The sequence below is a fragment of the Pseudomonas sp. B424 genome (assembly GCF_055408345.1).
Window position 1 is genome coordinate 64,356 of record NZ_JBUZTL010000003.1, and the last position, 24,612, is coordinate 88,967.

Sequence of the window (24,612 nt, forward strand, 5' to 3'; positions counted from 1 at the left end):
ATGACCCACAGCACTGGCACCCTTTATATCGTTTCTGCTCCTTCGGGCGCAGGCAAGACCAGCCTGGTCAAAGCGTTGATCGACGTTGAACCGCAGATCCGGGTTTCGGTTTCGCACACCACCCGTGCCATGCGCCCAGGTGAAGTGAACGGCGTGAACTATCATTTCGTCGAGCGCGAAGAGTTCGTGAAAATGATCGAGCACGGTGACTTCCTGGAGCGCGCCGAAGTGTTCGGTAACCTTTACGGCACGTCCCAGAGCCACTTGCAGCAGACACTGGATGAAGGCCACGACCTGATTCTGGAAATCGACTGGCAAGGTGCCGAACAGGTTCGCAAGCTGATGCCCCAGGCGCGTTCGATCTTCATCTTGCCGCCTAGCCAGGAAGCCTTGCGTCAGCGCCTGGACAATCGTGGCCAGGACAGCAGCGAAATCATTGACGGTCGCATGCGCGAAGCCGTGAGTGAAATGAGCCACTATGTTGACTACGACTACCTGATCATCAACGACGATTTTGCTCTGGCACTTGAGGACCTGAAGGCCATTTTTCGCGCCAATCGGCTCCAGCAAAAGCGTCAGCAGCAGCGTTTCGGCAAATTACTGGCCGAATTACTCGGTTAAAGAGCACTTCCCAAAACCCCTGTAAGGGCTTTACATTGGCGCTTACAGAGGTTTTTTGGGCAATGCTCGAAAAATCAGCGCTTCCCTAATGGCTGGTGATTTTTTAAACTGTTTAGTCCGCTCGCCCATCCGGGCAGCGCGCATATTGCATTTGCTACGAGGAAGACCATGGCCCGCGTAACCGTTGAAGACTGTCTAGAACACGTGGATAACCGTTTTGAGCTGGTCATGCTCTCTACCAAGCGTGCCCGTCAACTGGCCACCGGCGGTAAAGAGCCACTGGTTGAGTGGGAAAACGACAAGCCTACCGTTGTTGCCTTGCGTGAAATCGCTGCAGGCCTGATGAGCTACGAGTTTATCGCCAACGCTGAAATCGTCGAAGACGAACCGCTGTTCGCAGCGTTCGAGGACGAGTCCAACGAGGCGAACTAAGCCTATGCCCGGTCGACATAGCACGGCGAAGGGTAAAAAGTTTTGGCAGGAGGTTTCCTCATGCCGAGCATAGACGCCCTCGCCGATCGCTTGTCGGCGTACCTCGGCCCGGACCAGGTCAATCTGGTCCGCCGGGCGTACTTCTACGCAGAACAAGCCCACGACGGCCAACGCCGACGTAGCGGCGAGCCTTATGTCACGCATCCGCTGGCAGTGGCAAACATCCTTGCCGACATGCATATGGACCATCAAAGCCTGATGGCGGCCATGCTGCATGACGTAATCGAAGACACCGGTATTGCCAAGGAAGCGCTAGTCGCGCAGTTCGGCGAAACCGTGGCCGATCTGGTCGATGGGGTCAGCAAGCTGACTCAGATGAACTTCGAAACCAAGGCCGAAGCCCAAGCCGAAAACTTCCAGAAAATGGCCATGGCCATGGCGCGTGATATTCGCGTGATTCTGGTGAAGCTGGCTGACCGCCTGCACAACATGCGTACCCTCGAAGTGCTGTCCGGCGAAAAACGCCGACGGATTGCCAAGGAAACCCTGGAAATCTATGCACCCATTGCCAATCGGCTGGGCATGCACAGCATTCGTATCGAATTCGAAGACCTCGGTTTCAAGGCGATGTACCCGATGCGCTCCGCGCGCATTTATCAGGCCGTAAAACGCGCCCGGGGCAATCGCAAAGAGATCGTGAACAAAATTGAAGAATCGCTCAGCCACTGTCTGGCCATTGATGGCATTCAGGGCGAAGTCAGCGGTCGTCAAAAGCATATCTACGGCATCTACAAAAAGATGCGCGGCAAACGCCGGGCCTTCAACGAGATCATGGACGTTTACGCGTTCCGGATCATCGTCGACAAGGTTGACACCTGCTACCGGGTGTTGGGCGCTGTACATAATTTGTACAAACCCCTGCCTGGCCGCTTCAAGGACTACATCGCCATTCCCAAGGCCAACGGCTATCAGTCGTTGCATACCACGCTGTTTGGCATGCATGGCGTACCGATCGAAATTCAGATCCGTACCCGTGAGATGGAAGAAATGGCCAACAACGGTATTGCCGCTCACTGGCTCTACAAATCCAGTGGCGACGAGCAGCACACGGGTACACATGCCCGGGCGCGGCAATGGGTCAAGGGCGTGCTGGAGATGCAGCAGCGCGCTGGCAACTCCCTAGAATTTATTGAAAGCGTGAAAATCGACCTGTTCCCGGACGAGGTCTACGTCTTCACGCCCAAAGGCCGGATCATGGAGCTGCCCAAAGGCTCCACGGCAGTCGACTTCGCTTACGCGGTGCATACCGACGTGGGCAACAGCTGCATTGCGTGCCGGATCAATCGCCGGCTCGCGCCGTTGTCCGAACCGCTGCAAAGTGGCTCCACGGTCGAGATCGTCAGTGCGCCCGGCGCGCGTCCCAACCCGGCCTGGCTCAACTTTGTGGTCACCGGCAAGGCGCGCACGCATATCCGCCATGCGCTCAAGCTGCAGCGTCGCTCCGAGTCGGTCAATCTGGGCGAGCGCCTGCTGAACAAAGTGCTCAACGGCTTCAACAGTGCGTTGGATAAGATCCCGGCCGAGCGCGTCCAGGCCATGCTCCAGGAGTATCGTCTGGAGCAGATCGAAGACCTGCTCGAAGACATAGGCCTGGGCAATCGCATGGCCTACGTGGTGGCCCGACGTCTGCTGGGCGAAGGCGAAGCGTTGCCTAGCCCGGAAGGTCCGCTGGCGATTCGCGGTACGGAAGGTTTGGTGCTCAGTTATGCCAAATGCTGTACGCCGATCCCGGGAGACCCGATTGTTGGCCATCTGTCTGCGGGCAAAGGCATGGTTGTGCATCTGGACAACTGCCGCAATATCAGTGAAATCCGCCATAACCCCGAAAAATGCATCCAGCTTTCGTGGGCCAAGGACGTTACCGGCGAATTCAACGTCGAGTTGCGCGTCGAGCTGGAACACCAGCGCGGCCTGATTGCGCTGCTGGCCAGCAGCGTAAACGCCGCCGACGGCAACATCGAAAAGATCAGCATGGACGAACGCGATGGTCGAATCAGCGTCGTTCAACTGGTGGTCAGCGTGCACGACCGCGTGCACCTGGCTCGCGTGATCAAAAAACTGCGCGCCCTTACCGGGGTTATCCGCATCACTCGTATGCGTGCGTAGCCATCTAATTACAAGGAGTCACCCATGTCCAAGACTGTTATCACCAGCGACAAGGCACCTGCTGCAATCGGTACTTATTCTCAGGCGATCAAAGCTGGCAATACTGTCTACATGTCCGGTCAAATCCCGCTGGACCCAAAAACCATGGAACTGGTTGAAGGCTTTGAAGCCCAGACTGTTCAGGTTTTCGAAAACCTGAAGTCGGTGGCTGAAGCTGCTGGTGGTTCGTTCAAGGACATCGTCAAGCTGAACATCTTCCTGACTGACCTGAGCCACTTCGCCAAGGTCAACGAGATCATGGGCAAATACTTCGAACAGCCATACCCGGCCCGCGCCGCCATCGGCGTTGCAGCCCTGCCAAAGGGTTCGCAGGTAGAGATGGACGCTATTCTGGTACTTGAGTAACACCCTCGGCGCAGCGTCTTCATGCTGCGCCAACCCCCGCTCCTCCTTGTTTCAAAAGGACCCCGCCATGCGCAAAGCGCTCGTGTTGTCACTGCTCACTGTTGTTCTGGGGGGTTGTGCCGGCGTACCCGCCCACCGCGACATCAGTGGTGTCTGGATCAATCAGGCCGCAATCGACGCAGCTGCCAGTGGCGGCAACTTGCGCGAAGCCCTGCTGGCCTATGGGCCGAACCTTGAATGGGACATCGACGCCAAAAACGCTACGGCTCAGTACACCAACGGCTTTGAACGGGTTGAAGGCAAATTGCTGCCTGAAAACGATGGTGGATGGCAAGTCAGCTTTTATGGCAGCAGCGCCACAGGCCTGAGCCTGGACGGTGAGTCGCTGATCCAGGGCGAGACCGAGGCCGAGCCGCGCCAGGCATTTGCTCGTTCGCGTGTCAGCGTTGCAAGCGACGCACCCTTGGGAACCAGCTTTGAAACGTCACTCAACTCAGCCTATCTGGGCGGTAAATGGCGTATTGCTAGCGGTAAGGGCCAGGGCAATCAGGTGATTTTCGCCCCAGATGGCCAGCTTCAAGGTCTGCCCGGCATCCAGAATTACGCCCTGTGCCTGGCTGGCGATTGCGCATCGATGAGTGGCGAGTACGACAGCCTGTGGTTGCAGCAGGGTGAGGTTGGCGCTGCGCACATTTTTGTGCGCGATGGTCGCCGGCTTGAAATCTTCCAGGCGCTGGACGCCTCCGCACCCGACGACATGCCCCAGTTCTACCCGGGCAAGCGTGAGTGGGTGCTGGAGAAGCTGTAAACCGTATTAACCCTGTAGCCGCCGAGGATGCAGCCTTCGATCCTTGTCAGTGGCTACAGGCTTTACAGGGCTTTCCCGTCCAGAATCTCGGCATACCCCTCGCGATAGCTCGAGTAGCGCGGCTCCCAGCCCAGTGCCTTGGCGCGGGCGTTGCTGCAGCGCTTGCTGCCCGCCCTGCGGGTGCTTGTCTCGGCAGCCCACTCGGTCACTCCCAGGCGTTCACGTAACCAGCCCACCACCTCGGCCAGTGGCACCGGTGCGTTATCGACGCCTATGTAGCAGTCGTCCAGGGCTTTACCCTGGCGGTCAGCCTCAAGCAAAAAGGCCAACAGGCCGCCCGCGTCGTCGGCATGGATGCGGTTGCCATACATCGGCGGGTCGATGGCTACGCGATAGCCTTTACGTACCTGCCCCAGCATCCACTCACGGCCCGGCCCGTAGATCCCGGTCAGACGCACCACACTGGCGGCAATGCCGCTGTTGAGCGCCACCTGCTCGGCGTCGAGCATGATTCGCCCCGAGTAGTTTGTTGCCCGGGCGGGTGAGGTCTCATCAATCCACTCTCCGTCCTTCTGGGCAAAAACGCTGCTGCTGGAGACAAACAGCAACCGCTTTGGCTTCTGGCCGTGTTGCTTGAGCCAGCTCAGGGTGTGCTTCAGCCCGTCCACATACGCAGCTTGATAACCCGCCTCGTCATGCTCGGTTGCAGCGGCGCTGTACACCACATAGTCGATGTCGCCCGATGGCCATTGCGCCGGGCACTGCTCGCTGAACAAATCGCCAGCCACCCCGATGACACCCGCAGGCAGCCGCTCGATCGAGCGCCGAAGCCCATACACCTGCCAGTCATTGGCGAGCAGTTGAGTGGCCATGCGGCTGCCGATATCACCGCATCCGGCGATCAAAACAGAGGCTTTTGGCATCTCAAAATTCCTAATGAAAAGTTACAAAGTGACGTAAATAGACACGACCAAAGTCGTGAGTTTCGAAAAAAACAGATGCTATTGCTTTTGTTAACAAGAATTACTTGCAATAATAACGCATCATTTTGCCCTTGGTCTTACACCGCGTTGTAGGGCTTTACCTCATTACTTTTCTCAGGTCCGGCTAGCATGACACGCAATCATCCCACCGCTTCGCCAACCCAGCCTTTGAGCCCAACACGCGTCTGGCGTGGGGTAGCGGCGCTGATGTTCAGCTTGATGTTGGCACCTGTCGCGGCATTTGCCGACGAGCCTGCTGCTCCAGCTGTACACGCCGCCACTGAGGCTGCTGCCCCGGCACCTGTTGCTGCACCAGGTGCGACTGATCCTACACTGGTTGAGGGCGCTGTTGCCCCGGCCGATGACGCGCCGCAAATCATTGCCGAAGAAGAGAACAGCCTGGGCATGGCCCATGACCTGTCGCCTTGGGGCATGTACAAAAACGCGGACATTGTCGTAAAAATCGTAATGATCGGTCTGGCCATCGCCTCGATCATCACCTGGACCATCTGGATTGCCAAAGGCTTTGAAGTTCTGGGTGCCAAGCGTCGTCTGCGCGCAGAAATCATCCACCTGAAAAAAGCCCGCACCCTTAAAGAAGCCAGCGAGACTGCGGCCAAAGAAGGCACGCTGGCACATTTGCTGGTGCAGGACGCCCTTGAAGAAATGCGTCTCTCGGCCAATAGCCGCGAAAAAGAAGGCATCAAGGAGCGTGTGAGCTTCCGTCTTGAGCGTCTGGTAGCAGCTTGCGGTCGCAACATGAGCAGTGGCACTGGCGTACTCGCAACCATCGGTTCAACAGCTCCGTTCGTCGGTCTGTTCGGTACCGTATGGGGCATCATGAACAGCTTTATCGGCATCGCCAAAACCCAAACCACCAACCTGGCCGTTGTTGCACCCGGTATTGCCGAGGCCCTGCTGGCGACGGCTCTGGGTCTGGTTGCAGCGATCCCGGCGGTCGTGATTTACAACGTTTTCGCCCGCTCTATCACTGGCTACAAGGCTCAAGTGGCAGACGCATCGGCTGAAGTGTTGCTGCTGGTAAGCCGTGACCTCGATCACTTGCCGCCCGAGCGTAGCTCGCAACCGCACATGGTGAAAGTGGGGTAATCGGCCATGGGCCTGCATTTAAAAGAAGGCGATGACGATCTCGCCGAGAACCATGAAATCAACGTCACCCCCTTTATTGACGTGATGCTGGTACTGCTGATCATCTTCATGGTGGCAGCACCGCTGGCCACTGTGGATATCAAGGTTGACCTGCCCGCTTCGAGCGCCAAACCGGCGCCTCGGCCTGAGAAACCCGTGTTCCTCAGCGTCAAGGCTGATCAGCGCCTGTACCTGGGCGAAGAACCGGTTACGGTTGAGGCTTTGGGCCCGACCCTGGATGCTAGGACCCACAACAACAAAGACACGACAATCTTCTTCCAGGCCGACAAGGGCGTGGACTACGGTGACCTGATGAGCGTGATGGATGCTTTGCGCGCAGCCGGTTACTTGAAGGTGGGTCTGGTCGGACTTGAGACGGCAGCCAAGAAATGACCATAGCGCGCCAAAAGATGACGCGTTACGCAACCAGCCTGGCCGTGGTATTGGGTGTCCATGCAGTGGCAGTGATTCTTGCCCTGCAATGGTCCACCCCCCGTGCGATCGAACTTCCGCCGCAAGCGATGATGGTTGATCTGGCACCACTGCCGGCACCGCCTCCTCCTGCGCCGCCTAAAGTGGTGACACCACCACAACCGCCGGCGCCAGTGGAAGAGTTGCCGATACCCAAGCTGGCCGAAGCGCCAAAGCCGAAGATTTCCGTACCTAAACCGGTCAAACCCAAGCAAAAGCCTCAACCGCCCAAGCCTGTGGAAAAACCGGAACCGGTCAAAGAGAAGCCTTCAGAAGAGAAACCCAGCGACGCGACGCCGACCAAGAACACCAGCGAGAAATCAGCTGCACCGGCCCCGGGGCCGTCGGCGCAACAACTGGCCGCCAAAGCCAGTTGGGAAGGTACTTTGCTGAGCCATCTGGGCAAGTACAAAAAGTACCCGCCTGCTGCGCAGTCTCGCGGCAAGGAAGGTCTGAACCGTCTGCGCTTCGTGGTGGATGCTGAAGGCAAGGTACTGTCCTACGAGTTGGTAGGGCGCTCCGGCAATGCTGATCTGGACCGGGCCACCCTGGAAATGATCCGCAGGGCACAGCCATTGCCCAAGCCACCGCCTGAAATGCTGACCAATGGCAGTATCGAGATCGTGGCACCCTTCGTTTATTCCATCGACAAACGTCGGCGATAACACCGCAAAGGGCACCTCAGGGTGCCCTTTGTGCATCTGCGAGCAAGATAAATCAGCCCCGCCATTGATTAGCGACTGTAGCTCTGAGGGTAATGTCTGATAACGTGCGTCTATCGATTGCAGCCGCTATGCTTGGCCCGCAACCACAGGGACGCCGCTATGACGCTTACAGAATTACGCTACATCGTTACCCTCGCCCAAGAGCAGCATTTCGGTCACGCCGCTGAGCGTTGCCACGTCAGCCAGCCAACCTTGTCGGTGGGCGTGAAAAAACTGGAAGACGAACTCGGTGTGCTGATTTTCGAGCGCAGCAAAAGCGCCGTGCGCGTGACCCCGGTGGGTGAAACCATCGTGGCCCAGGCCCAAAAGGTGCTGGAGCAGGCCCAAGGCATTCGCGAACTGGCCCAGGCTGGCAAGAACCAGCTGACCGCCCCGCTCAAAGTGGGCGCGATCTACACCGTAGGCCCGTACCTGTTCCCGCATCTGATCCCGCAATTGCACCGGGTTGCCCCGCAGATGCCGTTGTATATCGAAGAAAACTTCACCCACGTGCTGCGCGACAAACTGCGCAACGGCGAGCTGGACGCGATCATCATCGCCCTGCCGTTCCAGGAGGCGGACGTGCTGACCCTGCCGCTGTACGACGAGCCGTTCTACGTGCTGATGCCGAGCGAACACCCATGGACCCAAAAAGAAACCATCGACGCCGCTCTGCTCAACGACAAGAGCCTGCTGCTGCTGGGTGAAGGGCACTGCTTCCGCGATCAGGTGCTGGAAGCCTGCCCGACAGTGGCCAAAGGCAATGATGGCGCCATGCACACCACGGTTGAATCCAGCTCGCTGGAAACCATCCGTCACATGGTGGCGTCAGGTTTGGGTATCTCGATCCTGCCGTTGTCGGCGGTCGATAGCCATCACTACGCTCCCGGCATCCTGGCCGTGCGTCCGTTGACCCCGCCAGTGCCGTTTCGCACCGTGGCCATCGCCTGGCGAGCCAGCTTCCCGCGGCCCAAGGCGATTGAAATCCTCGCGGACTCGATCCGTCTGTGTTCGGTGGCCAAGCCGCCTGCTGCGAAGTAAGTAAGCCGATGACCGAGTTGTCGAATGTGTCGGTCACCGCGCTCAAGGGCGTGGGCGAGGCCATGGCTGAGAAATTGGCCAAAGTGGGACTGGAAAACATACAGGATGTGCTGTTCCATTTGCCATTGCGCTACCAGGACCGTACCCGCGTGGTGCCGATTGGCGCCCTGCGCCCCGGCCAGGATGCCGTGGTAGAAGGCCGGGTCATCGGTGCCGACGTGGTCATGGGCAAGCGCCGCAGCTTGCTGGTGCGCATCAACGATGGCACCGGGGGCTTGAGCCTGCGCTTCTACCACTTCAGTAATGCGCAAAAAGAAAGCCTCAAGCGCGGTACTGAAGTGCGTTGCTATGGTGAAGTCCGGCCCGGTTCCTCGGGGCTGGAGATCTACCACCCCGAATACCGCGCCATTACCGGCGATGAACCACCGCCCATCGACACCACGCTGACGCCGATTTACCCCACAACCGAAGGCCTGACCCAGCAGCGCTTGCGCCAGCTCAGCCTGCAGAGTCTGGACATGCTTGGCCCGCGCAGCTTGCCCGACTGGCTGCCGCGTGAACTGGCCAAGGATTACCAGCTGGCCCCGCTGGCCGAAGCCATCCGCTATCTGCACCAGCCACCCGCCGATGCCGATGTCGAAGAGCTCTCCTTGGGCCATCACTGGGCCCAACACCGTTTGGCCTTTGAAGAACTGCTGACACATCAGCTGTCCCAGCAACGTCTGCGCGAAAGCCTGCGTTCCCTGCGGGCGCCGGCGTTGCCCAAGGCGCAAAAGCTGCCTGTGCAGTTTCTCGCCAATCTGGGCTTCCCGCCGACGGGCGCCCAGACCCGCGTCGGCAACGAAATTGCCTACGATCTCAGTCAGCCCGAACCCATGCTGCGCCTGATTCAGGGCGACGTGGGCTCGGGCAAGACGGTCGTTGCGGCGATGGCCGCCTTGCAGGCGCTTGAGGCGGGTTATCAAGTGGCACTGATGGCACCCACGGAAATCCTCGCCGAGCAGCACTTCATCAACTTCAAGCGTTGGCTCGAGCCCCTGGGGCTAGAGGTTGCCTGGCTGGCTGGCAAGCTTAAAGGCAAGGCCCGGGTGACGGCGATGGAGCAGATTGCGAGCGGCGTACCCATGGTCGTGGGCACCCATGCCTTGTTTCAGGACCATGTGCAGTTCAAGAACCTGGCGCTGGTGATCATCGACGAACAGCACCGCTTCGGCGTGCAGCAACGCCTGGCCCTGCGCAACAAGGGCGTGGGCGGCGTGATGTGCCCGCACCAGTTGATCATGACCGCCACCCCGATCCCGCGCACCCTGGCCATGAGCGCTTACGCCGACCTCGACACCTCGATCCTCGACGAACTGCCGCCCGGCCGAACCCCGGTCAACACTGTGCTGGTGGTCGACACGCGTCGCTTCGAAGTGATTGAGCGGGTGCGCGCCGCCTGTGCCGAGGGGCGGCAAGCCTACTGGGTCTGTACCCTGATCGAAGAGTCTGAAGAGATGACATGCCAGGCTGCCGAAACCACCTTCGAAGACCTCTCCAGCGCCCTCGGCGAACTGCGCGTGGGCCTGATCCACGGGCGCATGAAAGCGGCCGAAAAAGCCGCCGTCATGGCCCAGTTCAAGGCCGGTGAACTGCAATTGCTGGTGGCAACCACGGTGATTGAAGTGGGCGTTGACGTGCCCAATGCCAGCTTGATGATCATCGAAAACCCCGAGCGTCTGGGGCTGTCCCAACTGCACCAGCTGCGTGGGCGTGTAGGCCGGGGCAGCGCCGCGAGTCATTGCGTGCTGCTGTATCACCCGCCGCTTTCGCAAATTGGCCGCCAGCGCCTGGGCATCATGCGTGAAACCAACGACGGCTTTGTGATTGCCGAAAAAGACCTTGAGTTGCGCGGCCCCGGCGAAATGCTTGGCACACGCCAGACCGGCCTTCTGCAGTTCAAGGTCGCCGACCTGATGCGCGACGCCGACCTGCTGCCCGCCGTGCGTGACGCAGCCCAGGCATTGATTGAGCGTTGGCCGAGCCATGTCAGCCCTTTGCTGGACCGCTGGCTGCGTCACGGGCAGCAATACGGGCAGGTGTAAAAGACCGTTCAGTAAATGGACCAGCGGCCGATCAAGTAACGGGTTATCAAATTTGAGTTGTAAAGAATGGATGCAGACCATGACTGAAGTTGCCAGTGCCCCTGTCGTTTTGCGCACGCCGTCGGTAATCGGGCAACTGCTCGGTGATCTGGCCATCACCTATCGAGAAGTGCCCGACCACCCGGGGCTTGACCCTGCCAGCAAGGTACAGGCCGTACTGCTCGATGACACGGTCGGCATCCTGATGGTGTTGTTCACGCAAAATCATTTGCTGGATCTCAACCGCCTGGCCGATTTGACCGGGCGGCGCATGACAGCAGTCTCGGCAGAGCGTCTGGAGCGCATGCTCGACAAGCACGGCCTGAACCAGCTGCCCGGCTTGCCAGCACTGATTAACTCGCCCTGCCTGTACGAAGAGCAGCTGTTGCTGCAACCCGCGCTGTTGATCAGCGCCGGCGAGCCGGGTTTGTTGCTTGAAGTGACTCAAAAGGACTTCAAGCGCCTGCTCAACAATTCCAGTGCTGGCCGTTTTGGCGAGCCCTTGAGTGAAATCAAGCTGGATCATACCGGTGATGACGGTGAGGCCATCACCCGGGCGGTTCAGGCGTTCACGGCGCGGCGCATCCAGCAACGGCTTGAAGCCACCATTGAATTGCCGCCGCTGGCCGAGAGCGTGCGCAAGATCATGCGGCTGCGGTCCGACCCCAACGTCACCATCGATGAGATTACCAGTGTTGTCGAAACCGACCCGGCACTGGCGGCACAAGTCATGAGCTGGGCGTCATCGTCGTACTACGCGTCGCAAAGCAAGATTCGCTCGGTCGAAGATGCCATCGTGCGCGTGCTGGGGGTGGATCTGGTGATTAACCTGGCGCTGAGCCTGTCGCTGGGCAAGAGCCTGAGCCTGCCCAAGGACCACCCGCAATCGAGCACGCCTTACTGGCAGCAATCGATCTACACCGCAGCGGTGATTGAAGGACTGACCCGTGCCATGCCGCGGGAAAAACGCCCGGAAGTCGGCCTGACCTACCTGGCGGGGCTGTTGCACAACTTCGGCTATTTACTGCTGGCCCACGTATTTCCACCGCATTTTTCGCTGATTTGCCGTCATCTTGAGGTTAACCCGCACGTCAGCCACAGCCTGATTGAGCAGCATTTGCTGGGCATCAGCCGTGAGCAGATGGGGGCGTGGTTGATGCGGTTTTGGGGCATGCCGGACGAGTTGGCCCTCGCGGTGCGTTTTCAACATGATCCGACCTACATCGGCACTGATGCCCACTATCCGAATCTGGTGTGCGTGGCACTGGGGTTGCTGCGTAGCCGGGGCATCGGGCACGGGGCTTGTGCGCCGTTGCCGGACGCGTTGTTCGAGCGTTTGGGCGTGCCCCGTGACAAGGCAGAAGCAGTGGTCGGCAAAGTGCTTGAGGCTGAAGTGATGCTGCGTGAAATGGTGGCGCAGTTCGGTCGGCCCTAAAACCAGGCCAGCTCCCTTTCTGTAGGCACTGAGGAGCGAAGCGAGGCTGCGATCGGCTGCGAAGCAGTCGTAAACATCCCGGCATCGCAGCCTCGCTATGCTCCTCAGCGGCTACCAATATCCGAGACCTACGCTTTCGCCTTCTTGCGCGGCTTGAGGTACTTGGTCAGGCCCTGGAACCAGATCACCAGTGCCGGGTTGCCCTTGATCTGAATCGACTTGTCCTGAATCCCGGTCATGAACGCCAGCTGCTTGTTCTTCGCTTGCAGCGTGGCGAAGCCGTAGGCGGCATCTTTAAAGGCGATGGCAAACGCAGGCTCGGGGTACAGGCCGCCATGGCTGGTGATGCGCTGGTCTTTGACTTTGAAATGACGGGCCACTTTGCCGTCGAGGGTCTGCAGTTGAAAAACCAGATCCTTGTCAGCCAGTTGCTGCTGAAACGCAGGATTTTTGCGGCTCGCTTTGCCCATCAAAAAGCCCAGCATCCAGAGTAGAAAACGAAATTTCATGTACGCGGCCTCGGGGGAATAAAAAATGGCCGGCGCAGTGTAACGATTTGAGCGAAGAACGCCATATTTGTGCAGAGATAGGCGCTGATGGGATGGGTTTTGCCACTTATGGCCGCACAATCGGCCCTTGAACAATCAAGAATGGGCTGCCGGCAGTACCAGCCTGCCCATTCTTCAGGCCGTTAAGGATTAACGCTGTCCTTGAGGAACTTGCCTGGTTTGAACGCTACGGTGTTGCTGGCCTTGATGGTGACCGGCTGACCTGTTTGGGGGTTTTGCCCGGTACGGGCACCGCGATGGCGCTGAATGAAGGTGCCGAAGCCGACCAGCGTGACGCTGTCTTTGCGGTGCAGTGCATTGGTGATTTCTTCAAGCACTGCATTGAGTACGCGGCTGGCTTGTTCTTTGGTGAGGTCAGCCTTTTCAGCGATAGCGTTGGCGAGATCTGGTTTACGCATGATGAAGCCTCATTGACGGTTTTTTGTTGTTATGTCCGTGCTGCTCTCTACGGAGCAGCGCCCAAGGCGCCGCAGGCTCTAAACTGCGGCAGACCGGTGTGAGAATGGCACGCGGCCAAGGCCGGCGCCAGCCTCGGTATGGGCTTTGTTGAGTCAAGGCGATGGCATATACGACAGATTACGCAGTGTTTACGCCAAAAGTGCAGGCAGCTCTTTGTTCAGTGCCAGTTTGTCGCGAACCGCTTCACCGGTCAGGGCATAGCCGAGCAATTTGCCATCAGCGTCTCGGCACAGTGCCTTGATGTCGCCGCCTTGCCCCTCCACAGTCCACACGCCTTCGTAGCCACGTGGCACGGGTGAAACCACCAGCGGGCAAACCGGGGTCTTGACCGTAATGGGCATGGCCCCGTAACTGACCGTCGTCGGGTTGCCGGCCAGAGTCTGCGCCAATGCGCGGGCGCAGCTCATCAGCGGCATCACGTACAGCAGGCTCAAACCCTCAACCTCGGCACAGTCGCCCAGGGCATAGATGTTGTCGTGGGAGGTTTTAAGCTGGCGATTGACCTCAATCCCGCGGTTGACCTGAATGCCGGCAGCGGCGGCCATATCAATGCGCGGGCGCAGGCCAATGGCAGACACCACCACATCGCACGGGATCACGCTGCCATCCGACAAGTGGGCCTCAAGCCCGCTCTCAGTGCGCTGCAGGCGCGTCATGACCGGGCCCAGGTGCATGCGGGCGCCCAGGCTTTCAAGCCCGGCTTGAACCGCTGCCGCCGCCGCCGGGTGCAACAGGGTTGGCATCACTTGCTCGCAAGGTGCGACCAGGTCAACTTCATAGCCACCGGCGATCAGGTCATTGGCAAATTCGCAGCCGATCAGCCCGGCACCCAGGATCAGCACGCGGCGCTTGCCTGCCGCGGCGTTACGAAAGCGTGCGTAATCTTCAAGATCATTGATCGGAAAAATGGCGTCCTGGGCATCGCCCTCCACCGGCACTTGCACGGTTTGGGCGCCCCAGGCCAGGATCAGGTCGCGATATGGCACCGCTTCTTCACCGATCCACAACTGCTTGTGGCCCGGATCGATCCCGCTGATACGGGTGTGAGTGCGCACCTGGGCCTTGAGTTGCCCGGCCATCGCTTCGGGCGTGGCCATGCTCAGGCCATCGGCCTCTTTGTTCTTGCCAAAGCCGGTGGACAGCATTGGCTTGGAGTAAGAGCGCCCGTCATCCGCGGTGATCAGCAGCAGCGGTGTCTCGCTGTCCAGCTTGCGAAACTCCCGGGCCAGGTTATAGCCAGCCAGCCCGGTGCCAACGATCACGACAGGTGCGTTCATTCCAATCTCCAGAGGGTCAATCAGGTTGTTAAAGGGTCGATCAGTTGATTTCGATCATCTCGAAATCCATTTTGCCGACGCCACAGTCCGGGCACAGCCAGTCTTCCGGGACGTCCTGCCACAGCGTACCGGGGGCGATGCCGTCATCCGGCCAGCCGTCGGCTTCGTTATAAATAAGACCACATACAATGCATTGCCACTTTTTCATGGGGGTACTTCCTAGGGATTCAGGCCTGGACAAGACCACAGACTTTTTACGTCGACTGAGTTGCTCATCAAATTCAGGGCGTTTTGTACTGATGACGACAGGCAGATGCAAGCACGAATACTGCCAGCAAGCCCTCGGCCGCTCATTCAGGAACCGGCGTGATAAGCTCGCCGGCCTCAATGGCTGCCAATTATGACCCACCGTGCCGCACATAACTTCTCCGCTGATCTCCCCTGTCTGGCTTGAGCAAGGCCAACTTCCTGCGTTGCCTGATGCACAGGTCCTGGACTGGCTGTTTGACCAAGGCTCCCTGACTAGGCGCCTCACTACTGTTTCAGAAAACTCCTTCAGCGTACTTCCGCTTTTTGAAGGCATGCAGGCATTCCGTCCAGACGAATGTGCCGCTTTGAACCTTCCTCGGGGGGCTCAGGGCTGGGTACGTGAAGTGTATTTGCGCGGGCACGGCCAGCCGTGGGTGTTTGCCCGCAGCGTGGTGGTCAAAAGTGCGCTGGAGGATGGTGGCCTGAATATGGATGAGTTGGGCACCCGCTCACTGGGCGAGCTGCTGTTTTGCGATCAGGCGTTTGAGCGCGGCGCATTGCAAGTGTGCCACTACCCGCGTGACTGGTTGCCGCTGGGCGATCAGGCCGATCACTTGTGGGCCCGGCGCTCGCGCTTTGTGCGCGGAGCACTGAGCGTGCTGGTGGCCGAAGTGTTTTTACCCAAACTGTGGGCCGCCCTGAGTGCCCGGTCGGAGAACAACTGATGTACGTGCGCCTGCTCAAATCGCTCAATCGCCTGAACCCCCGGGCCTGGGACTTTATCCAGCTGACCCGCATGGACAAACCCATCGGCATCTACCTGCTGCTGTGGCCGACCCTGTGGGCGTTGTGGGTCGCCGCCAAAGGTGTACCGTCGCTGAGCAACCTGCTGATCTTTGTGTTCGGTGTGATCCTGACCCGAGCCGGTGGCTGCGTAATCAACGACTTTGCCGACCGCAAGGTGGATGGCCACGTCAAACGCACGGAACAGCGACCCTTGGTCAGCGGAAAAATCAGCAGTAAAGAAGCGCTGGTGTTTTTTGCGTTGCTGATGGGTGTCAGTTTCCTGCTGGTGCTGTGCACGAATGCCCCGACCATCTGGCTGTCATTCGGCGGCCTGGCCCTGGCCGCCAGTTACCCGTTCATGAAACGCTATACCTACTACCCGCAAGTGGTGCTGGGCGCGGCGTTCTCGTGGGGCATGCCCATGGCCTTCACCGCTGAAACCGGCAGCCTGCCTGCTGCGGCCTGGTTGCTGTACATCGCCAATCTGCTGTGGACCGTGGGTTACGACACGTACTACGCCATGACCGACCGTGAGGACGACCTCAAAATCGGGGTCAAATCCACCGCCATCCTGTTTGGAGATGCCGACCGCGTCATCATCCTCAGCCTGCAAGGCCTGGCCTTGGGCTGCCTGTTGCTGGCGGGTTCGCACTTTGAGCTGGGAGGCTGGTTCCATCTTGGTCTGCTGTCGGCCGCGGCGTGCTTCGTGTGGGAATTCTGGTACACCCGTAACCGCGATCCGCAGCGCTGCTTTAAAGCCTTCCTGCATAACCACTGGGCCGGGTTGGCGATTTTTGTGGGGATTGTGCTGGATTACGCGTTGGCGTGAACACCTTCGGCAGCTCCTGCGAGTCTGCCGGCTTGCTTGGTCCCTCGGTCTGCGAACCCGCACGCAGGCGCCACCCTCTTTGTTTCGCAGCAAACGGTGGCGCTAGCCTTCAGACGTAGAGACCAAGCCATGAGTACTCAAAACCCTTCCCAACGCTTTGCCCTTCTCCACACCCTGACCACCCAAACCCCGGTGCTGTATATCGACAGTCATGCGCCGGTTCAATTCCAGATGAGTTGGCGCCCCTCGGCCTGAGTCATTTTCGGCAAGTTGGTCAGTGGGATGAACCGCATTGTTTACGAAGTGCGTTCAGAGACGGTCAACGTGCACATCATTGTTGATTCGCGCAAAAGCTTGCAGTTGCTGCTGATTCAGCAATTGCTACAGGTTGGCCAGTCACCTGGGAAAACACCCAAAACCTGTGGGAGCCGGGCTTGCCCGCGATGGCCGCGGTCAGCCAGAGACGCCAGGGCGATCCAGTCGCGAGCAAGCCCGCTCCCACAGCAGGTTTTCAGGGTTTTTACCTCACCGGTACCAACCGCAACGTACCGCGTGTATTGAGCTGGATTTCGGCTTCATCCATGTGGGTGATGTCGTAGTCGCCTTCGATGTAGGACTCGGCCTGGTCGCGGTAGTGTTTATCGAACGGCACGCCGCTTTGACCCACCGGGTTGATGGTCAGGCCGTGGGATGGGGTCGCGAAGTCGATCAGGCGTCGGGTTGACGGGCCGTAGGTCACTGGCCAGGGCGCGTTGCCCAGCTTGGCACTGAGGTTGTTCGGCACTTCGTGGCTGCCGGGGGCGGCGAAGGGGCCTACGTTGAACAGCCAGTCCAGCGGCTTTTGCCGGCCCAGCGGGTGGCCGTGGGTCAGGGTGTGGGCGCGGCCCCAGCGCCATTGGGCAGGGTTGTCGCCCAACGCGGCCTTGAGTTGGGTAATGCTGGCCTGCCACGCCACCTTGACGGTGTCGGCCCGGGTCTCTTTTTGCGCTGTAGTGCGGTTGTCCCACCACGGTGAGTCGGGGCTTTGGGCCAGGCGCGGCAAGGCCGCATCGATCACGCGGGTGCTCAGCATGGCGTCAAAAAAGGCATCGCCCAACTTGTCCCGCATGGCCGCCTCGGTCAGGCTGAACAGGAACTGGTTGAACAGCGTGGCGGCGGTCGAGTCCAGCGGGTAATCGCCTTTCCACTGCGCCAGTTGCTCCACCAGTTTGCGTTCGGCCGGGTCGCTGACCACTTCGCGCAGCACCGGCAGCAGGGGCTTGAGTACACGTTGCCCGTAGTTGGTTGCGGTACCCAGTTGCAGTGCCTGGCTATTCTTCAGGTTCCATTTAACGCCGGGCTCGCTGAGCTGGCGATTCAATTGCTGGCCGCGATCCGCCAGGTTGTAGTACCCGGGGATTTCGATGCCAGCCGGTGAGACCGGCTGAAAGTTGGCCGACACGATATAGCCCCGTGCCGGGTTCTCCTCCTGTGGGTTGGCACTGAACGGGTAAAATCCGTCCTTGTCAGCCTGGCCGGTACTGCCATCCAGAATAAACGCCGGATTCACCCCGGCCGGGCGCTTGGGCAGTTGCGCGGCCGCCCACCAGCCAATGTCACCCTTGGCATTGGCCCATACCAGGTTCAGCCCCGGTGCCTGAATATACGTGGCGGCTGTGCGGGCCTTGCTCAAGCTGTCCGCGCGGTTGAGTTGATAGAAACCTTCGAGGATCGGGTTTTTGGTCTCCAGAAAGCCCCACCACATGGCGATCGGGGTGCTGCCCGCCGTGGCGCCCAGCACATCGTTGATGATCGGCCCGTGGGGCGATTGACGCAGGGTGAGCGTCACCGGTGCTTCGCCCTTGACCGCAATCTGCTGCTCGGTACGGGCCATGTCGACCCACTGGCCGTGGTACCAGACCTGATTCGGGTTGTCGGGGTTGGTCTTCTCGGCGATCAGGTCCAGATCGTCGTTCTGGAACATGGTCAGGCTCCAGCCAAAGTCGCGGTTGTTGCCCAGAAAGGCAAACGGCACCAGCGCCTGATGGTAACCATAAAGCTCAAAATCGGGCGCCGAAAGCTGGGCTTCGTACCACACCGATGGCGCTGAAAAGCGGATATGCGGGTCGCCTGCCAGCAGCGGTTTGCCACTTTGCGTCCGTGTGCCCGACACCGCCCACGCGTTGCTGCCCTCAAACTGCGGCAAGCCGGCCCGGCTCAGGGCCTGGTCGCTGAGTCGGGCCAGCTCGCCCAGGGTTTGCCAGTCGCGGGCGGCCAGTGCCGGGGCCAGTACGCCTTGGGGTTGCCAGTTGAGGTCAAAGATTTTCAGGTAGTCGCTGCCCAATTGATCGCGTACGTATGTCATCAGCGGCTCAGTACGAAAGGCTGCGGCAAAGCTGTAGGCCATGTAACCGGCAACGCTGATGGTGTCTTCCGCGGTAAAGGGCCGTGGCGTGATGCCCAGCAGGTCGAACTCCACGGGTCTGGCGCGGGTGGCTTGGTACTGATTGATCCCGTCCAGATACGCCTGCAAGGCCACAAAGGCCGCAGACTGCTGATCCAGCTCGTTCAGGTAACTGGCCGCCCGCTCGCGAATGCGCAGGCTGCGAAACAGTTTGTCGGTATCGACCAGCTTGGGCCCCAGCACTTCGGCCAGCTCGCCCCGGGCCAGGCGCCGCATGATTTCCATCTGAAACAGCCGGTCTTGCGCCTGCACATACCCAAGGGCGCGGTACATGTCAGCCTGATTGCCTGCGCGAATATGTGGCACCCCGCGCTCGTCATAACGCACTGTGACCACCCCTTGCAGCCCATCCAGCGCGGCCTGGCCCTGGCGCTCGGGCAGCTTGCTTTGCACGTACCAGACCCCGCCGCCTGCGAGGGTGGCGACGATAAGGGCGATGACGGTCAGGCTGCGTTTCATGGAGCGTCCTTAGGGTAATAACTACAGCGAGTGTAGGGGCTGAGACTTGATTGAGAAAGTCAGTCATTCAATTCGAGCAGGTTATTTCGTACAAGATTCAGGGCTTAGCCTTACATGGTAAGACGTTGTGCAGATTAGGATGCCTGTCTATAAATCAAGTGGCGTTATTTATAAGAAGTTTATCGCCTGCTTACCCGCTTAGATATTTAATCAACTGCATGGATACCCTGCCTTTAGTCAGTTTTTTGACAAGGAGTAAGTATGTCATTTGATATAAGTGATAATTCGGCTTTGCAGACCGCCTGTGTTATTGAGGCGCGATCATTTAAATATAAAGCCAAGATAGCCTCGGTGTCACCGCTTGCAAAGCGCAATGAGTTTGAACTGTCAGGTCGTTGTTTTCTTGGAATAAGCCTTGAAAATAGCCACTTCTACCCACAGAAGCTGGCTGGAATTCTGGAGTGGATTTCTCGGCGATTTGCGCAGTGTACGGTGCTGGTCGGGGACAGTATTCATCGGTTGACCCTGCAATCAGTGCATAACTTGCAGCCGCCAGTGGCGATGGTTGCAGCACTGGCGTTGGGCGAGCGTTTTATGCGGGAAAACCAGCCGGTATTTGACCGTTTCAGTACGGCCACACGGTTTCGCTTTCTCACCTGTCACGGGGTTCAGGCGCAAGTTGGCTATCAGTATTTTCATCGCCAGCTCCTGCAGCTCTATCGTACGGATGCTCGGTTCAATCAGTCGGTAAAACGCTTTGCCGAGCACTACTTGCGCAAAAAATTCGATCTGTTGGAGCCATCAGAATGGGCGCGGCAGGTCGCGTTTTCGGCGGATTATTTTCTTGAAGAGTTTGCGATTTTTGCCTGCCTGCAACAACAGGGGCACTCGGTCATGATCTACCCAGGGTCGTTCAGCACCCTGTCGGAGATCGCCCAAGGTTTGCATCCTCTGGCGCCTGAAGAGCTCAAGGCGCTGACCATCGTTTCTCTGTGTGTGAAAGGGCGTTGAATATGCGCAGCTTTAGGGCGCAAGCCCCTGCGAATCAGCTCTACAGCACGGTTTACCACAAACGCGTGGATACCCGCCCCGTAAGCTGTACCGCTGATTTGGTGTGTGCCTGGATGACGGGCCGCCGATTGAGTTTTGCCAGCGACCAGGACCGACACCAAGCCTTTGCCGACGGTGTGTTTCTGCTCAAGATCCCTACCGAACTTGATGTTGGTGCGGCAGACCAGTTTGCTAATCAGTTCTACCGGGGCGATGCCAGTGAATATGGGCATTTCAAGTCCATTACCGCCAGCCAGTTTGGCGACGGTTTGCTGGGTTTTCATGAGCGGGTCGACCAGATTGAACAGTTTTTGCTAGAACGCAGGTTTTGGGCCAGCCATTACCCGGCCGAGGTTGCTGATACTGGAGAGAAAATGACCGCATTGTCCCGGCAGATTCTTTGCGCAGCACTCGATTACGCAGGTATACCTGCACGGGTCTGGACCCGGGCCACGGGGAGCTGCTCCCATGGTGGTGGCGCTTATCACCTGACCTTCAACCATTATCGTGCGCAATTGGCCGAAGTGGGTTTGAGCTCCCACAAAGATGATGGTTTTTTGACGATTTTGCGTACTACCCAACCTGGGCTTGAGGTTAACCGGTTTGATGGTTGGGAAAGGGTTCCCTGTGCGCCTGATAAATTTGTCATTAACTTTGGCCTGTCAATGGAATGGTTAACCGCCCGCTGCAACTCCCCAGTGGCGGCCATTCTGCACCGTGTTGCACGGCAAACCAAAGATCGCTCCAGCTTCGGCCATTTCAGCTCCAGTAACTTTCTACCTCGTGACAGGGGCATTTTTAATTATTGTCCGGTTCGGGGTTTGCAGCGCGTATGTGATGCGCGGGAACTAATCGATAACAATGATCGGGAGATCTATCAAGGCACTTTTTATTCGGGAGATATGCCTGATGATTTATCCTGACGCTCACCTGCATTGCGCCTCGCTTATTAAAGGCAAACTTGTATTTGACAAAGATGGAAGTTTGCGCGACGCCATTGCACAGGGTTTGTTTTTATTGAAAGTGCCTGAGTATTTGGATCTTGAACCGGGTATCAAGCTGTGTCGCGAGTTTTATCTGCCCGCTACAGATCACACGAACTATGGAGGGTTCCGCCAGCAAACGGATATCTACTTTGACCGTGAGCACTTTCAAACCGAGCATCTGTTGGTCGACAAGTCGCGATGGGCCGGGCGCTTGCCCTGTGCTGTAGTGCAGATGGCCCAGGTAATGGATGCAGTAGGACAGGTGATTTTTCAGGCAGCGCTATGGGAACTTGGGGTAGCGGAGCATCTGTGGCGTCGGATCAGTGGTGGCGCCGTGACGGGTGAGGGCACTCATTGGTTTGCCGCCAGCCATTATCGCCCCGAGCGTCGTTTGCCAGGCTGTGCCGAACATAGGGACACCGGCTTTGTGACGCTGCTCTATACCCGCCAACCGGGCTTCGAAGCCTTTATCGGTGGTCAGTGGCAGTCCATCGCGCCTGTGCCTGGGTGTTTTATCGTCAACTTTGGGGCATGCCTTGAAGCGCTCAGTGGTCGTTTGCCGTTGCCTGCCCGGGCGATTGAGCACCGCGTGCGCGAGTGCCCGGCGGTGCCCAAGGGCGAAGACCGCTTTTCCTTTGCAACTTTTATCAACCCGCCTGCCTGTGGCGATCTGTATGAGTTGCAGCCCCAGGGCGAGCTGCTGCGGTTAATGAGCGTTGAAGCCTTTCTTCGCCAGTTCAACCAGTTCACCTGGCAAGACCGGCACACCACATTCGGCATCGAGTCGGTTCCGGCTCCGGATGCGGTCCATGAGTAACCCCAAGGCTCCCTTTGTCGGTGTGATTGCCCATCACCCGGGGCCGTGCCCTGTGCAGGGGCATGGCGATGCGTTCCATCACGCCACGGTGGAACTGGGGTTGCCGGCCACCGAGTACTTTCGATTCAGCGGCATTCGCAGCTGCGCCAAACAGGCGGGCGGCCTCTGCAGTTTCTGGATGGGTGGGCGCTTGGCTCTGTACCAGATCAACAATAGGCCGCTGCTTGATGACGAGTACCTCGCGGCCTCAACCGAGGCCAACCATGAACTGTTTGGCGGCTTTTTGGGCTCGCTGCATATCAGTGATCCGCGGCGAGCCCACAAGCGCCGAGTGGTCGAGCAGGCGTTGGGCAGTCAACGTTTTATCGACGGGTTGAAACCCGAGATTTTCCGATTGGCTGGCGCCTACCTGCGGCCACTTCAGAATCTGCCGTTGTGCATGGAGCAATTGGCTATGCAGTGGGTCAGCCATGTAGACAGCCACTTGCCGGGGGTACTGGATTGCAGGGTAAAAACCCTGGCCCAGTACCTTGAAGATGATCGGTTCAAGGGTGTTGTCAGCGGGTTTTTCGAGCAGGCCTCCAAGGTGATCAGCCACGACGATGCCCAAGGGTTAGAGCAGCAACCGGCGCTGATGCCGTTTGTCAAAGACCTGCTTCTCAGCAATTTTGAGTCCATTGGCGTGGCGCCTTCATCCAACCTGATCCTTGGCCACTTCGCGCTGTGGGGGCTGGCCTTTACCCGCCAGGCTATCGCGGAATTAAGTCAGGATCAGGCGCTGGAAATCGGCACCATCATCATCGCGACCTACGACACCACCGCGCTGAGCCTGCTGTGGTCGATGGCCTATATCGAAACCTCGCCGCGGGTAAAGCGCGAGATCATTTTGGCGGCCACAAACGATAGCGATCACGCCCCGCATGTGATTGATCTGGCGGTGATGGAAGCGCTGCGTCTTGGCGGCTCCAATCCCACGGCGCTGTGGCGGCGCACCATCAAGGCATGCGAGATCGAACATGAGGGGCAGCGCCTGGTGATTCCTGCAGACACCCTGCTGTGGCTCGACCGCTGGCAGGCCAATCGAGACCCGCAGGTGTTCCCTCGCCCTGAGGTTTTCGACCCGGGCAATATTTTGGTTCTGCAAAAAAGTGGCGATCAGCCCCACGCCTTCTGTACGTCGTTGCTGGCGCGCAATCGTTACGACCTCAACTCGTTCAGCATGCTCAATACCCGGCGCAACCCACGCAAATGTCCGGGCCGCCTGTTCTCGGTACAAATGCAGGGTTTGTTGTTGCGTGAGCTCTATGGGCATTACGAAGTGAGCAGCACGGGTATCGACCTGAGCCTGAGGCGTTATTGCGCCATGCCCAAGCCTGCCCGGTCCGGGGTAATGACCCTGCGCCTGAAAGAAGGAGGTCACGCCGATGACCAGCACCCGTAGCGCCACCTACCGTGACAGCCTGACCCTGCCTTCGCCGCTACATCAGGCCCACGCGCAAGCCATGTACCCGCCACTGACTCTGGAGCGTGCGCGGTTTTCGGGCCGTCGGCTGGTGTTCGATTCAGCCAATGGCTTTGCCCGGGGCATTGAGCAGGGTTTTTTCCTGCTGAAAATTCCTCAGGGCATGATCTGCGCTGCAGCTGACCAATTTGCCCGGCAGTTTTACCTGCCCGATGACGGTTATCGCGAGATGGAGGTGCCGGGGCTTTATCAGGGCTACTTCGACCGCCCCCACGATCAGTGGGAGAACTTTTATATTGAGCGCGACAACTGGCACTTGCTGCCGCGAGCGGTGGCGATGCTGGGTACGCAACTGGCCTCGCTTGGCTTGAATGTGCTGCGTAACACCTTTGCTTATCTGCAGCTACCTGCGTTCGATTGGCCCCGTATATCGTCAGGCCTGACCGATAACTGTGGCCACCAGATGCTCGCGTTCAACCATTTCCGCTGCGCAAAAAATGCCCGTGGCTGCAAGTTTCACCGCGACTCGGGCTGGGTCACGGTGCTGCGCTCCACCGAGCCCGGCCTGTACGCCTGGATTGATGGGCAGGTACGCGCCATCAACCCTCTGCCCGGCTATTTCATTATCAATTTCGGCAGCTCGTTCGAGGTGCTGACCGAGCGCCTGGCAACCCCGGTCAGGGCCAATATCCACGGGGTGGCACAACTGGAGCCTCGACCGGTGGAGAGTGAGCGAACGTCCTACACACTATTTCTGGACTCGGCGCTCGACGGCAATCTCTATCAGTACCGCAACGGTCGCGCTGTGGTTGTGCAGAGCGTTGCGCAGTTTGCCGAGCAGGAAGTGGCACGTACTTACGATCAAACCGCAAGGTTGTAGTACCGGGC

At 58.8% G+C, this 24,612-nt stretch carries 25 protein-coding genes; 19 read left to right on the forward strand and 6 right to left on the reverse strand.

Annotated elements, in window-relative coordinates; all coding sequences use genetic code 11:
* The 5 genes from gmk (at position 1) to ACZRMS_RS05000 (ending at position 4,432) form a co-directional block, all read left to right on the forward strand.
* Positions 1 to 621, forward strand: a complete 621-nt coding sequence (gmk, locus tag ACZRMS_RS04980) for a guanylate kinase (protein WP_048361369.1) — start codon at positions 1 to 3, stop codon at positions 619 to 621.
* 168 nt (positions 622 to 789) lie between these two features.
* Positions 790 to 1,053 (forward strand): DNA-directed RNA polymerase subunit omega, encoded by a 264-nt coding sequence (rpoZ, locus tag ACZRMS_RS04985; protein WP_003437783.1) that lies wholly within the window; start codon positions 790 to 792, stop codon positions 1,051 to 1,053.
* 60 nt (positions 1,054 to 1,113) lie between these two features.
* A complete protein-coding gene (spoT, locus tag ACZRMS_RS04990; protein WP_016782708.1) occupies positions 1,114 to 3,219 on the forward strand; it encodes a bifunctional GTP diphosphokinase/guanosine-3',5'-bis pyrophosphate 3'-pyrophosphohydrolase in 2,106 nt (701 codons plus the stop codon).
* A gap of 24 nt (positions 3,220 to 3,243) precedes the next feature.
* A complete protein-coding gene (locus ACZRMS_RS04995) occupies positions 3,244 to 3,624 on the forward strand; it encodes a RidA family protein (protein WP_019410296.1) in 381 nt (126 codons plus the stop codon).
* Between the two features lie 67 nt (positions 3,625 to 3,691).
* The gene (locus ACZRMS_RS05000; protein ID WP_463994363.1) at positions 3,692 to 4,432 is read left to right on the forward strand and encodes a hypothetical protein; all 741 of its coding nucleotides are present in this window, start codon (positions 3,692 to 3,694) and stop codon (positions 4,430 to 4,432) included.
* A gap of 62 nt (positions 4,433 to 4,494) precedes the next feature.
* Here ACZRMS_RS05000 and ACZRMS_RS05005 read toward each other — a convergent pair whose 3' ends face one another.
* Entirely contained in the window at positions 4,495 to 5,355 is an 861-nt protein-coding gene (locus tag ACZRMS_RS05005) for an SDR family oxidoreductase (protein ID WP_463994364.1), read from the reverse strand.
* A 189-nt stretch (positions 5,356 to 5,544) separates the two neighbouring features.
* On the opposite strand from ACZRMS_RS05005, the gene exbB reads away from it, so the two are divergent.
* The 6 genes from exbB to ACZRMS_RS05035 all read left to right on the forward strand — a co-directional run bounded on the left by exbB (position 5,545) and on the right by ACZRMS_RS05035 (position 12,338).
* A complete protein-coding gene (gene exbB, locus ACZRMS_RS05010) occupies positions 5,545 to 6,525 on the forward strand; it encodes a tonB-system energizer ExbB (RefSeq protein ID WP_463994365.1) in 981 nt (326 codons plus the stop codon).
* Between the two features lie 6 nt (positions 6,526 to 6,531).
* Positions 6,532 to 6,957, forward strand: a complete 426-nt coding sequence (gene exbD / locus ACZRMS_RS05015; RefSeq protein ID WP_016782713.1) for a TonB system transport protein ExbD — start codon at positions 6,532 to 6,534, stop codon at positions 6,955 to 6,957.
* Complete coding sequence (locus ACZRMS_RS05020; protein ID WP_463994366.1) at positions 6,954 to 7,700, forward strand: TonB family protein; 747 nt, start codon at positions 6,954 to 6,956, stop codon at positions 7,698 to 7,700. The genes exbD and ACZRMS_RS05020 overlap by 4 nt, the downstream gene beginning before the upstream one ends.
* Positions 7,701 to 7,859: 159 nt before the next feature.
* A complete protein-coding gene (locus tag ACZRMS_RS05025; protein ID WP_463994367.1) occupies positions 7,860 to 8,780 on the forward strand; it encodes a LysR substrate-binding domain-containing protein in 921 nt (306 codons plus the stop codon).
* A gap of 8 nt (positions 8,781 to 8,788) precedes the next feature.
* On the forward strand, positions 8,789 to 10,864 hold the full coding sequence (gene recG, locus ACZRMS_RS05030; protein ID WP_463994368.1) for an ATP-dependent DNA helicase RecG: 2,076 nt from the start codon (positions 8,789 to 8,791) through the stop codon (positions 10,862 to 10,864).
* Positions 10,865 to 10,943: 79 nt separating this feature from the next.
* Positions 10,944 to 12,338, forward strand: coding sequence for an aminoacyl-tRNA deacylase and HDOD domain-containing protein (locus ACZRMS_RS05035; protein ID WP_463994369.1), 1,395 nt, complete (start codon positions 10,944 to 10,946; stop codon positions 12,336 to 12,338).
* Positions 12,339 to 12,466: 128 nt separating this feature from the next.
* On the opposite strand, the gene ACZRMS_RS05040 is transcribed toward ACZRMS_RS05035, so the two are convergent.
* The 4 genes from ACZRMS_RS05040 to ACZRMS_RS05055 form a co-directional block, all read right to left on the reverse strand.
* Positions 12,467 to 12,847: a helicase gene (locus tag ACZRMS_RS05040; RefSeq protein ID WP_463994370.1), complete on the reverse strand. Its 381-nt coding sequence runs from the start codon at positions 12,845 to 12,847 to the stop codon at positions 12,467 to 12,469.
* Between the two features lie 182 nt (positions 12,848 to 13,029).
* Complete coding sequence (locus ACZRMS_RS05045) at positions 13,030 to 13,305, reverse strand: HU family DNA-binding protein (RefSeq protein ID WP_463994371.1); 276 nt, start codon at positions 13,303 to 13,305, stop codon at positions 13,030 to 13,032.
* Between the two features lie 189 nt (positions 13,306 to 13,494).
* The gene (locus ACZRMS_RS05050; RefSeq protein ID WP_463994372.1) at positions 13,495 to 14,643 is read right to left on the reverse strand and encodes an NAD(P)/FAD-dependent oxidoreductase; all 1,149 of its coding nucleotides are present in this window, start codon (positions 14,641 to 14,643) and stop codon (positions 13,495 to 13,497) included.
* 40 nt (positions 14,644 to 14,683) lie between these two features.
* Positions 14,684 to 14,851 carry a rubredoxin gene (locus ACZRMS_RS05055; RefSeq protein WP_003437744.1) on the reverse strand — a complete coding sequence of 56 codons (168 nt, stop codon included), beginning with the start codon at positions 14,849 to 14,851 and terminating at the stop codon, positions 14,684 to 14,686.
* A 202-nt stretch (positions 14,852 to 15,053) separates the two neighbouring features.
* Here ACZRMS_RS05055 and ACZRMS_RS05060 point away from each other — a divergent pair, with 202 nt between their 5' ends.
* The 3 genes from ACZRMS_RS05060 to ACZRMS_RS05070 all read left to right on the forward strand — a co-directional run bounded on the left by ACZRMS_RS05060 (position 15,054) and on the right by ACZRMS_RS05070 (position 16,762).
* Positions 15,054 to 15,617, forward strand: coding sequence for a chorismate--pyruvate lyase family protein (locus ACZRMS_RS05060; protein WP_463994373.1), 564 nt, complete (start codon positions 15,054 to 15,056; stop codon positions 15,615 to 15,617).
* Complete coding sequence (gene ubiA, locus ACZRMS_RS05065; RefSeq protein WP_463994374.1) at positions 15,617 to 16,507, forward strand: 4-hydroxybenzoate octaprenyltransferase; 891 nt, start codon at positions 15,617 to 15,619, stop codon at positions 16,505 to 16,507. The genes ACZRMS_RS05060 and ubiA overlap by 1 nt, the downstream gene beginning before the upstream one ends.
* Before the next feature lie 129 nt (positions 16,508 to 16,636).
* A complete protein-coding gene (locus ACZRMS_RS05070) occupies positions 16,637 to 16,762 on the forward strand; it encodes a hypothetical protein (protein WP_463994375.1) in 126 nt (41 codons plus the stop codon).
* 265 nt (positions 16,763 to 17,027) lie between these two features.
* Here ACZRMS_RS05070 and ACZRMS_RS05075 read toward each other — a convergent pair whose 3' ends face one another.
* A complete protein-coding gene (locus ACZRMS_RS05075; RefSeq protein WP_463994376.1) occupies positions 17,028 to 19,409 on the reverse strand; it encodes a penicillin acylase family protein in 2,382 nt (793 codons plus the stop codon).
* Positions 19,410 to 19,670: 261 nt separating this feature from the next.
* Here ACZRMS_RS05075 and ACZRMS_RS05080 point away from each other — a divergent pair, with 261 nt between their 5' ends.
* From ACZRMS_RS05080 to ACZRMS_RS05100, 5 genes are read left to right on the forward strand one after another with little or no spacing between them, the layout of a single operon-like run.
* Complete coding sequence (locus tag ACZRMS_RS05080) at positions 19,671 to 20,420, forward strand: tRNA-dependent cyclodipeptide synthase (protein WP_463994377.1); 750 nt, start codon at positions 19,671 to 19,673, stop codon at positions 20,418 to 20,420.
* A 2-nt stretch (positions 20,421 to 20,422) separates the two neighbouring features.
* The gene (locus ACZRMS_RS05085) at positions 20,423 to 21,382 is read left to right on the forward strand and encodes a 2OG-Fe(II) oxygenase family protein (RefSeq protein WP_463994378.1); all 960 of its coding nucleotides are present in this window, start codon (positions 20,423 to 20,425) and stop codon (positions 21,380 to 21,382) included.
* Positions 21,369 to 22,262, forward strand: coding sequence for a 2OG-Fe(II) oxygenase family protein (locus tag ACZRMS_RS05090; RefSeq protein ID WP_463994379.1), 894 nt, complete (start codon positions 21,369 to 21,371; stop codon positions 22,260 to 22,262). Before ACZRMS_RS05085 ends, ACZRMS_RS05090 begins: the two co-directional genes overlap by 14 nt.
* Positions 22,255 to 23,703 carry a cytochrome P450 gene (locus ACZRMS_RS05095; protein WP_463994380.1) on the forward strand — a complete coding sequence of 483 codons (1,449 nt, stop codon included), beginning with the start codon at positions 22,255 to 22,257 and terminating at the stop codon, positions 23,701 to 23,703. Before ACZRMS_RS05090 ends, ACZRMS_RS05095 begins: the two co-directional genes overlap by 8 nt.
* On the forward strand, positions 23,687 to 24,604 hold the full coding sequence (locus ACZRMS_RS05100; RefSeq protein ID WP_463994381.1) for a 2OG-Fe(II) oxygenase family protein: 918 nt from the start codon (positions 23,687 to 23,689) through the stop codon (positions 24,602 to 24,604). Before ACZRMS_RS05095 ends, ACZRMS_RS05100 begins: the two co-directional genes overlap by 17 nt.
* The last annotated feature ends 8 nt before the right edge of the window (positions 24,605 to 24,612 follow it).

Bases quoted from the DNA above. Each gene is read 5' to 3' on its own strand.
- ACZRMS_RS05090 (WP_463994379.1), top strand. From the start codon at position 21,369: ATGATTTATCCTGACGCTCACCTGCATTGCGCCTCGCTTATTAAAGGC.
- gmk (WP_048361369.1), top strand. From the start codon at position 1: ATGACCCACAGCACTGGCACCCTTTATATCGTTTCTGCTCCTTCGGGC.
- exbD (WP_016782713.1), top strand. From the start codon at position 6,532: ATGGGCCTGCATTTAAAAGAAGGCGATGACGATCTCGCCGAGAACCAT.
- ACZRMS_RS05045 (WP_463994371.1), bottom strand. From the start codon at position 13,305: ATGCGTAAACCAGATCTCGCCAACGCTATCGCTGAAAAGGCTGACCTC.
- ACZRMS_RS05035 (WP_463994369.1), top strand. From the start codon at position 10,944: ATGACTGAAGTTGCCAGTGCCCCTGTCGTTTTGCGCACGCCGTCGGTA.
- ACZRMS_RS05080 (WP_463994377.1), top strand. From the start codon at position 19,671: ATGTCATTTGATATAAGTGATAATTCGGCTTTGCAGACCGCCTGTGTT.
- ACZRMS_RS05095 (WP_463994380.1), top strand. From the start codon at position 22,255: ATGAGTAACCCCAAGGCTCCCTTTGTCGGTGTGATTGCCCATCACCCG.
- ACZRMS_RS05000 (WP_463994363.1), top strand. From the start codon at position 3,692: ATGCGCAAAGCGCTCGTGTTGTCACTGCTCACTGTTGTTCTGGGGGGT.
- ACZRMS_RS05070 (WP_463994375.1), top strand. From the start codon at position 16,637: ATGAGTACTCAAAACCCTTCCCAACGCTTTGCCCTTCTCCACACCCTG.
- rpoZ (WP_003437783.1), top strand. From the start codon at position 790: ATGGCCCGCGTAACCGTTGAAGACTGTCTAGAACACGTGGATAACCGT.
- ACZRMS_RS05020 (WP_463994366.1), top strand. From the start codon at position 6,954: ATGACCATAGCGCGCCAAAAGATGACGCGTTACGCAACCAGCCTGGCC.
- ACZRMS_RS05085 (WP_463994378.1), top strand. From the start codon at position 20,423: ATGCGCAGCTTTAGGGCGCAAGCCCCTGCGAATCAGCTCTACAGCACG.
- ubiA (WP_463994374.1), top strand. From the start codon at position 15,617: ATGTACGTGCGCCTGCTCAAATCGCTCAATCGCCTGAACCCCCGGGCC.
- ACZRMS_RS05055 (WP_003437744.1), bottom strand. From the start codon at position 14,851: ATGAAAAAGTGGCAATGCATTGTATGTGGTCTTATTTATAACGAAGCC.
- ACZRMS_RS05075 (WP_463994376.1), bottom strand. From the start codon at position 19,409: ATGAAACGCAGCCTGACCGTCATCGCCCTTATCGTCGCCACCCTCGCA.
- exbB (WP_463994365.1), top strand. From the start codon at position 5,545: ATGACACGCAATCATCCCACCGCTTCGCCAACCCAGCCTTTGAGCCCA.
- recG (WP_463994368.1), top strand. From the start codon at position 8,789: ATGACCGAGTTGTCGAATGTGTCGGTCACCGCGCTCAAGGGCGTGGGC.
- ACZRMS_RS04995 (WP_019410296.1), top strand. From the start codon at position 3,244: ATGTCCAAGACTGTTATCACCAGCGACAAGGCACCTGCTGCAATCGGT.
- spoT (WP_016782708.1), top strand. From the start codon at position 1,114: ATGCCGAGCATAGACGCCCTCGCCGATCGCTTGTCGGCGTACCTCGGC.
- ACZRMS_RS05050 (WP_463994372.1), bottom strand. From the start codon at position 14,643: ATGAACGCACCTGTCGTGATCGTTGGCACCGGGCTGGCTGGCTATAAC.
- ACZRMS_RS05005 (WP_463994364.1), bottom strand. From the start codon at position 5,355: ATGCCAAAAGCCTCTGTTTTGATCGCCGGATGCGGTGATATCGGCAGC.
- ACZRMS_RS05040 (WP_463994370.1), bottom strand. From the start codon at position 12,847: ATGAAATTTCGTTTTCTACTCTGGATGCTGGGCTTTTTGATGGGCAAA.
- ACZRMS_RS05025 (WP_463994367.1), top strand. From the start codon at position 7,860: ATGACGCTTACAGAATTACGCTACATCGTTACCCTCGCCCAAGAGCAG.
- ACZRMS_RS05100 (WP_463994381.1), top strand. From the start codon at position 23,687: ATGACCAGCACCCGTAGCGCCACCTACCGTGACAGCCTGACCCTGCCT.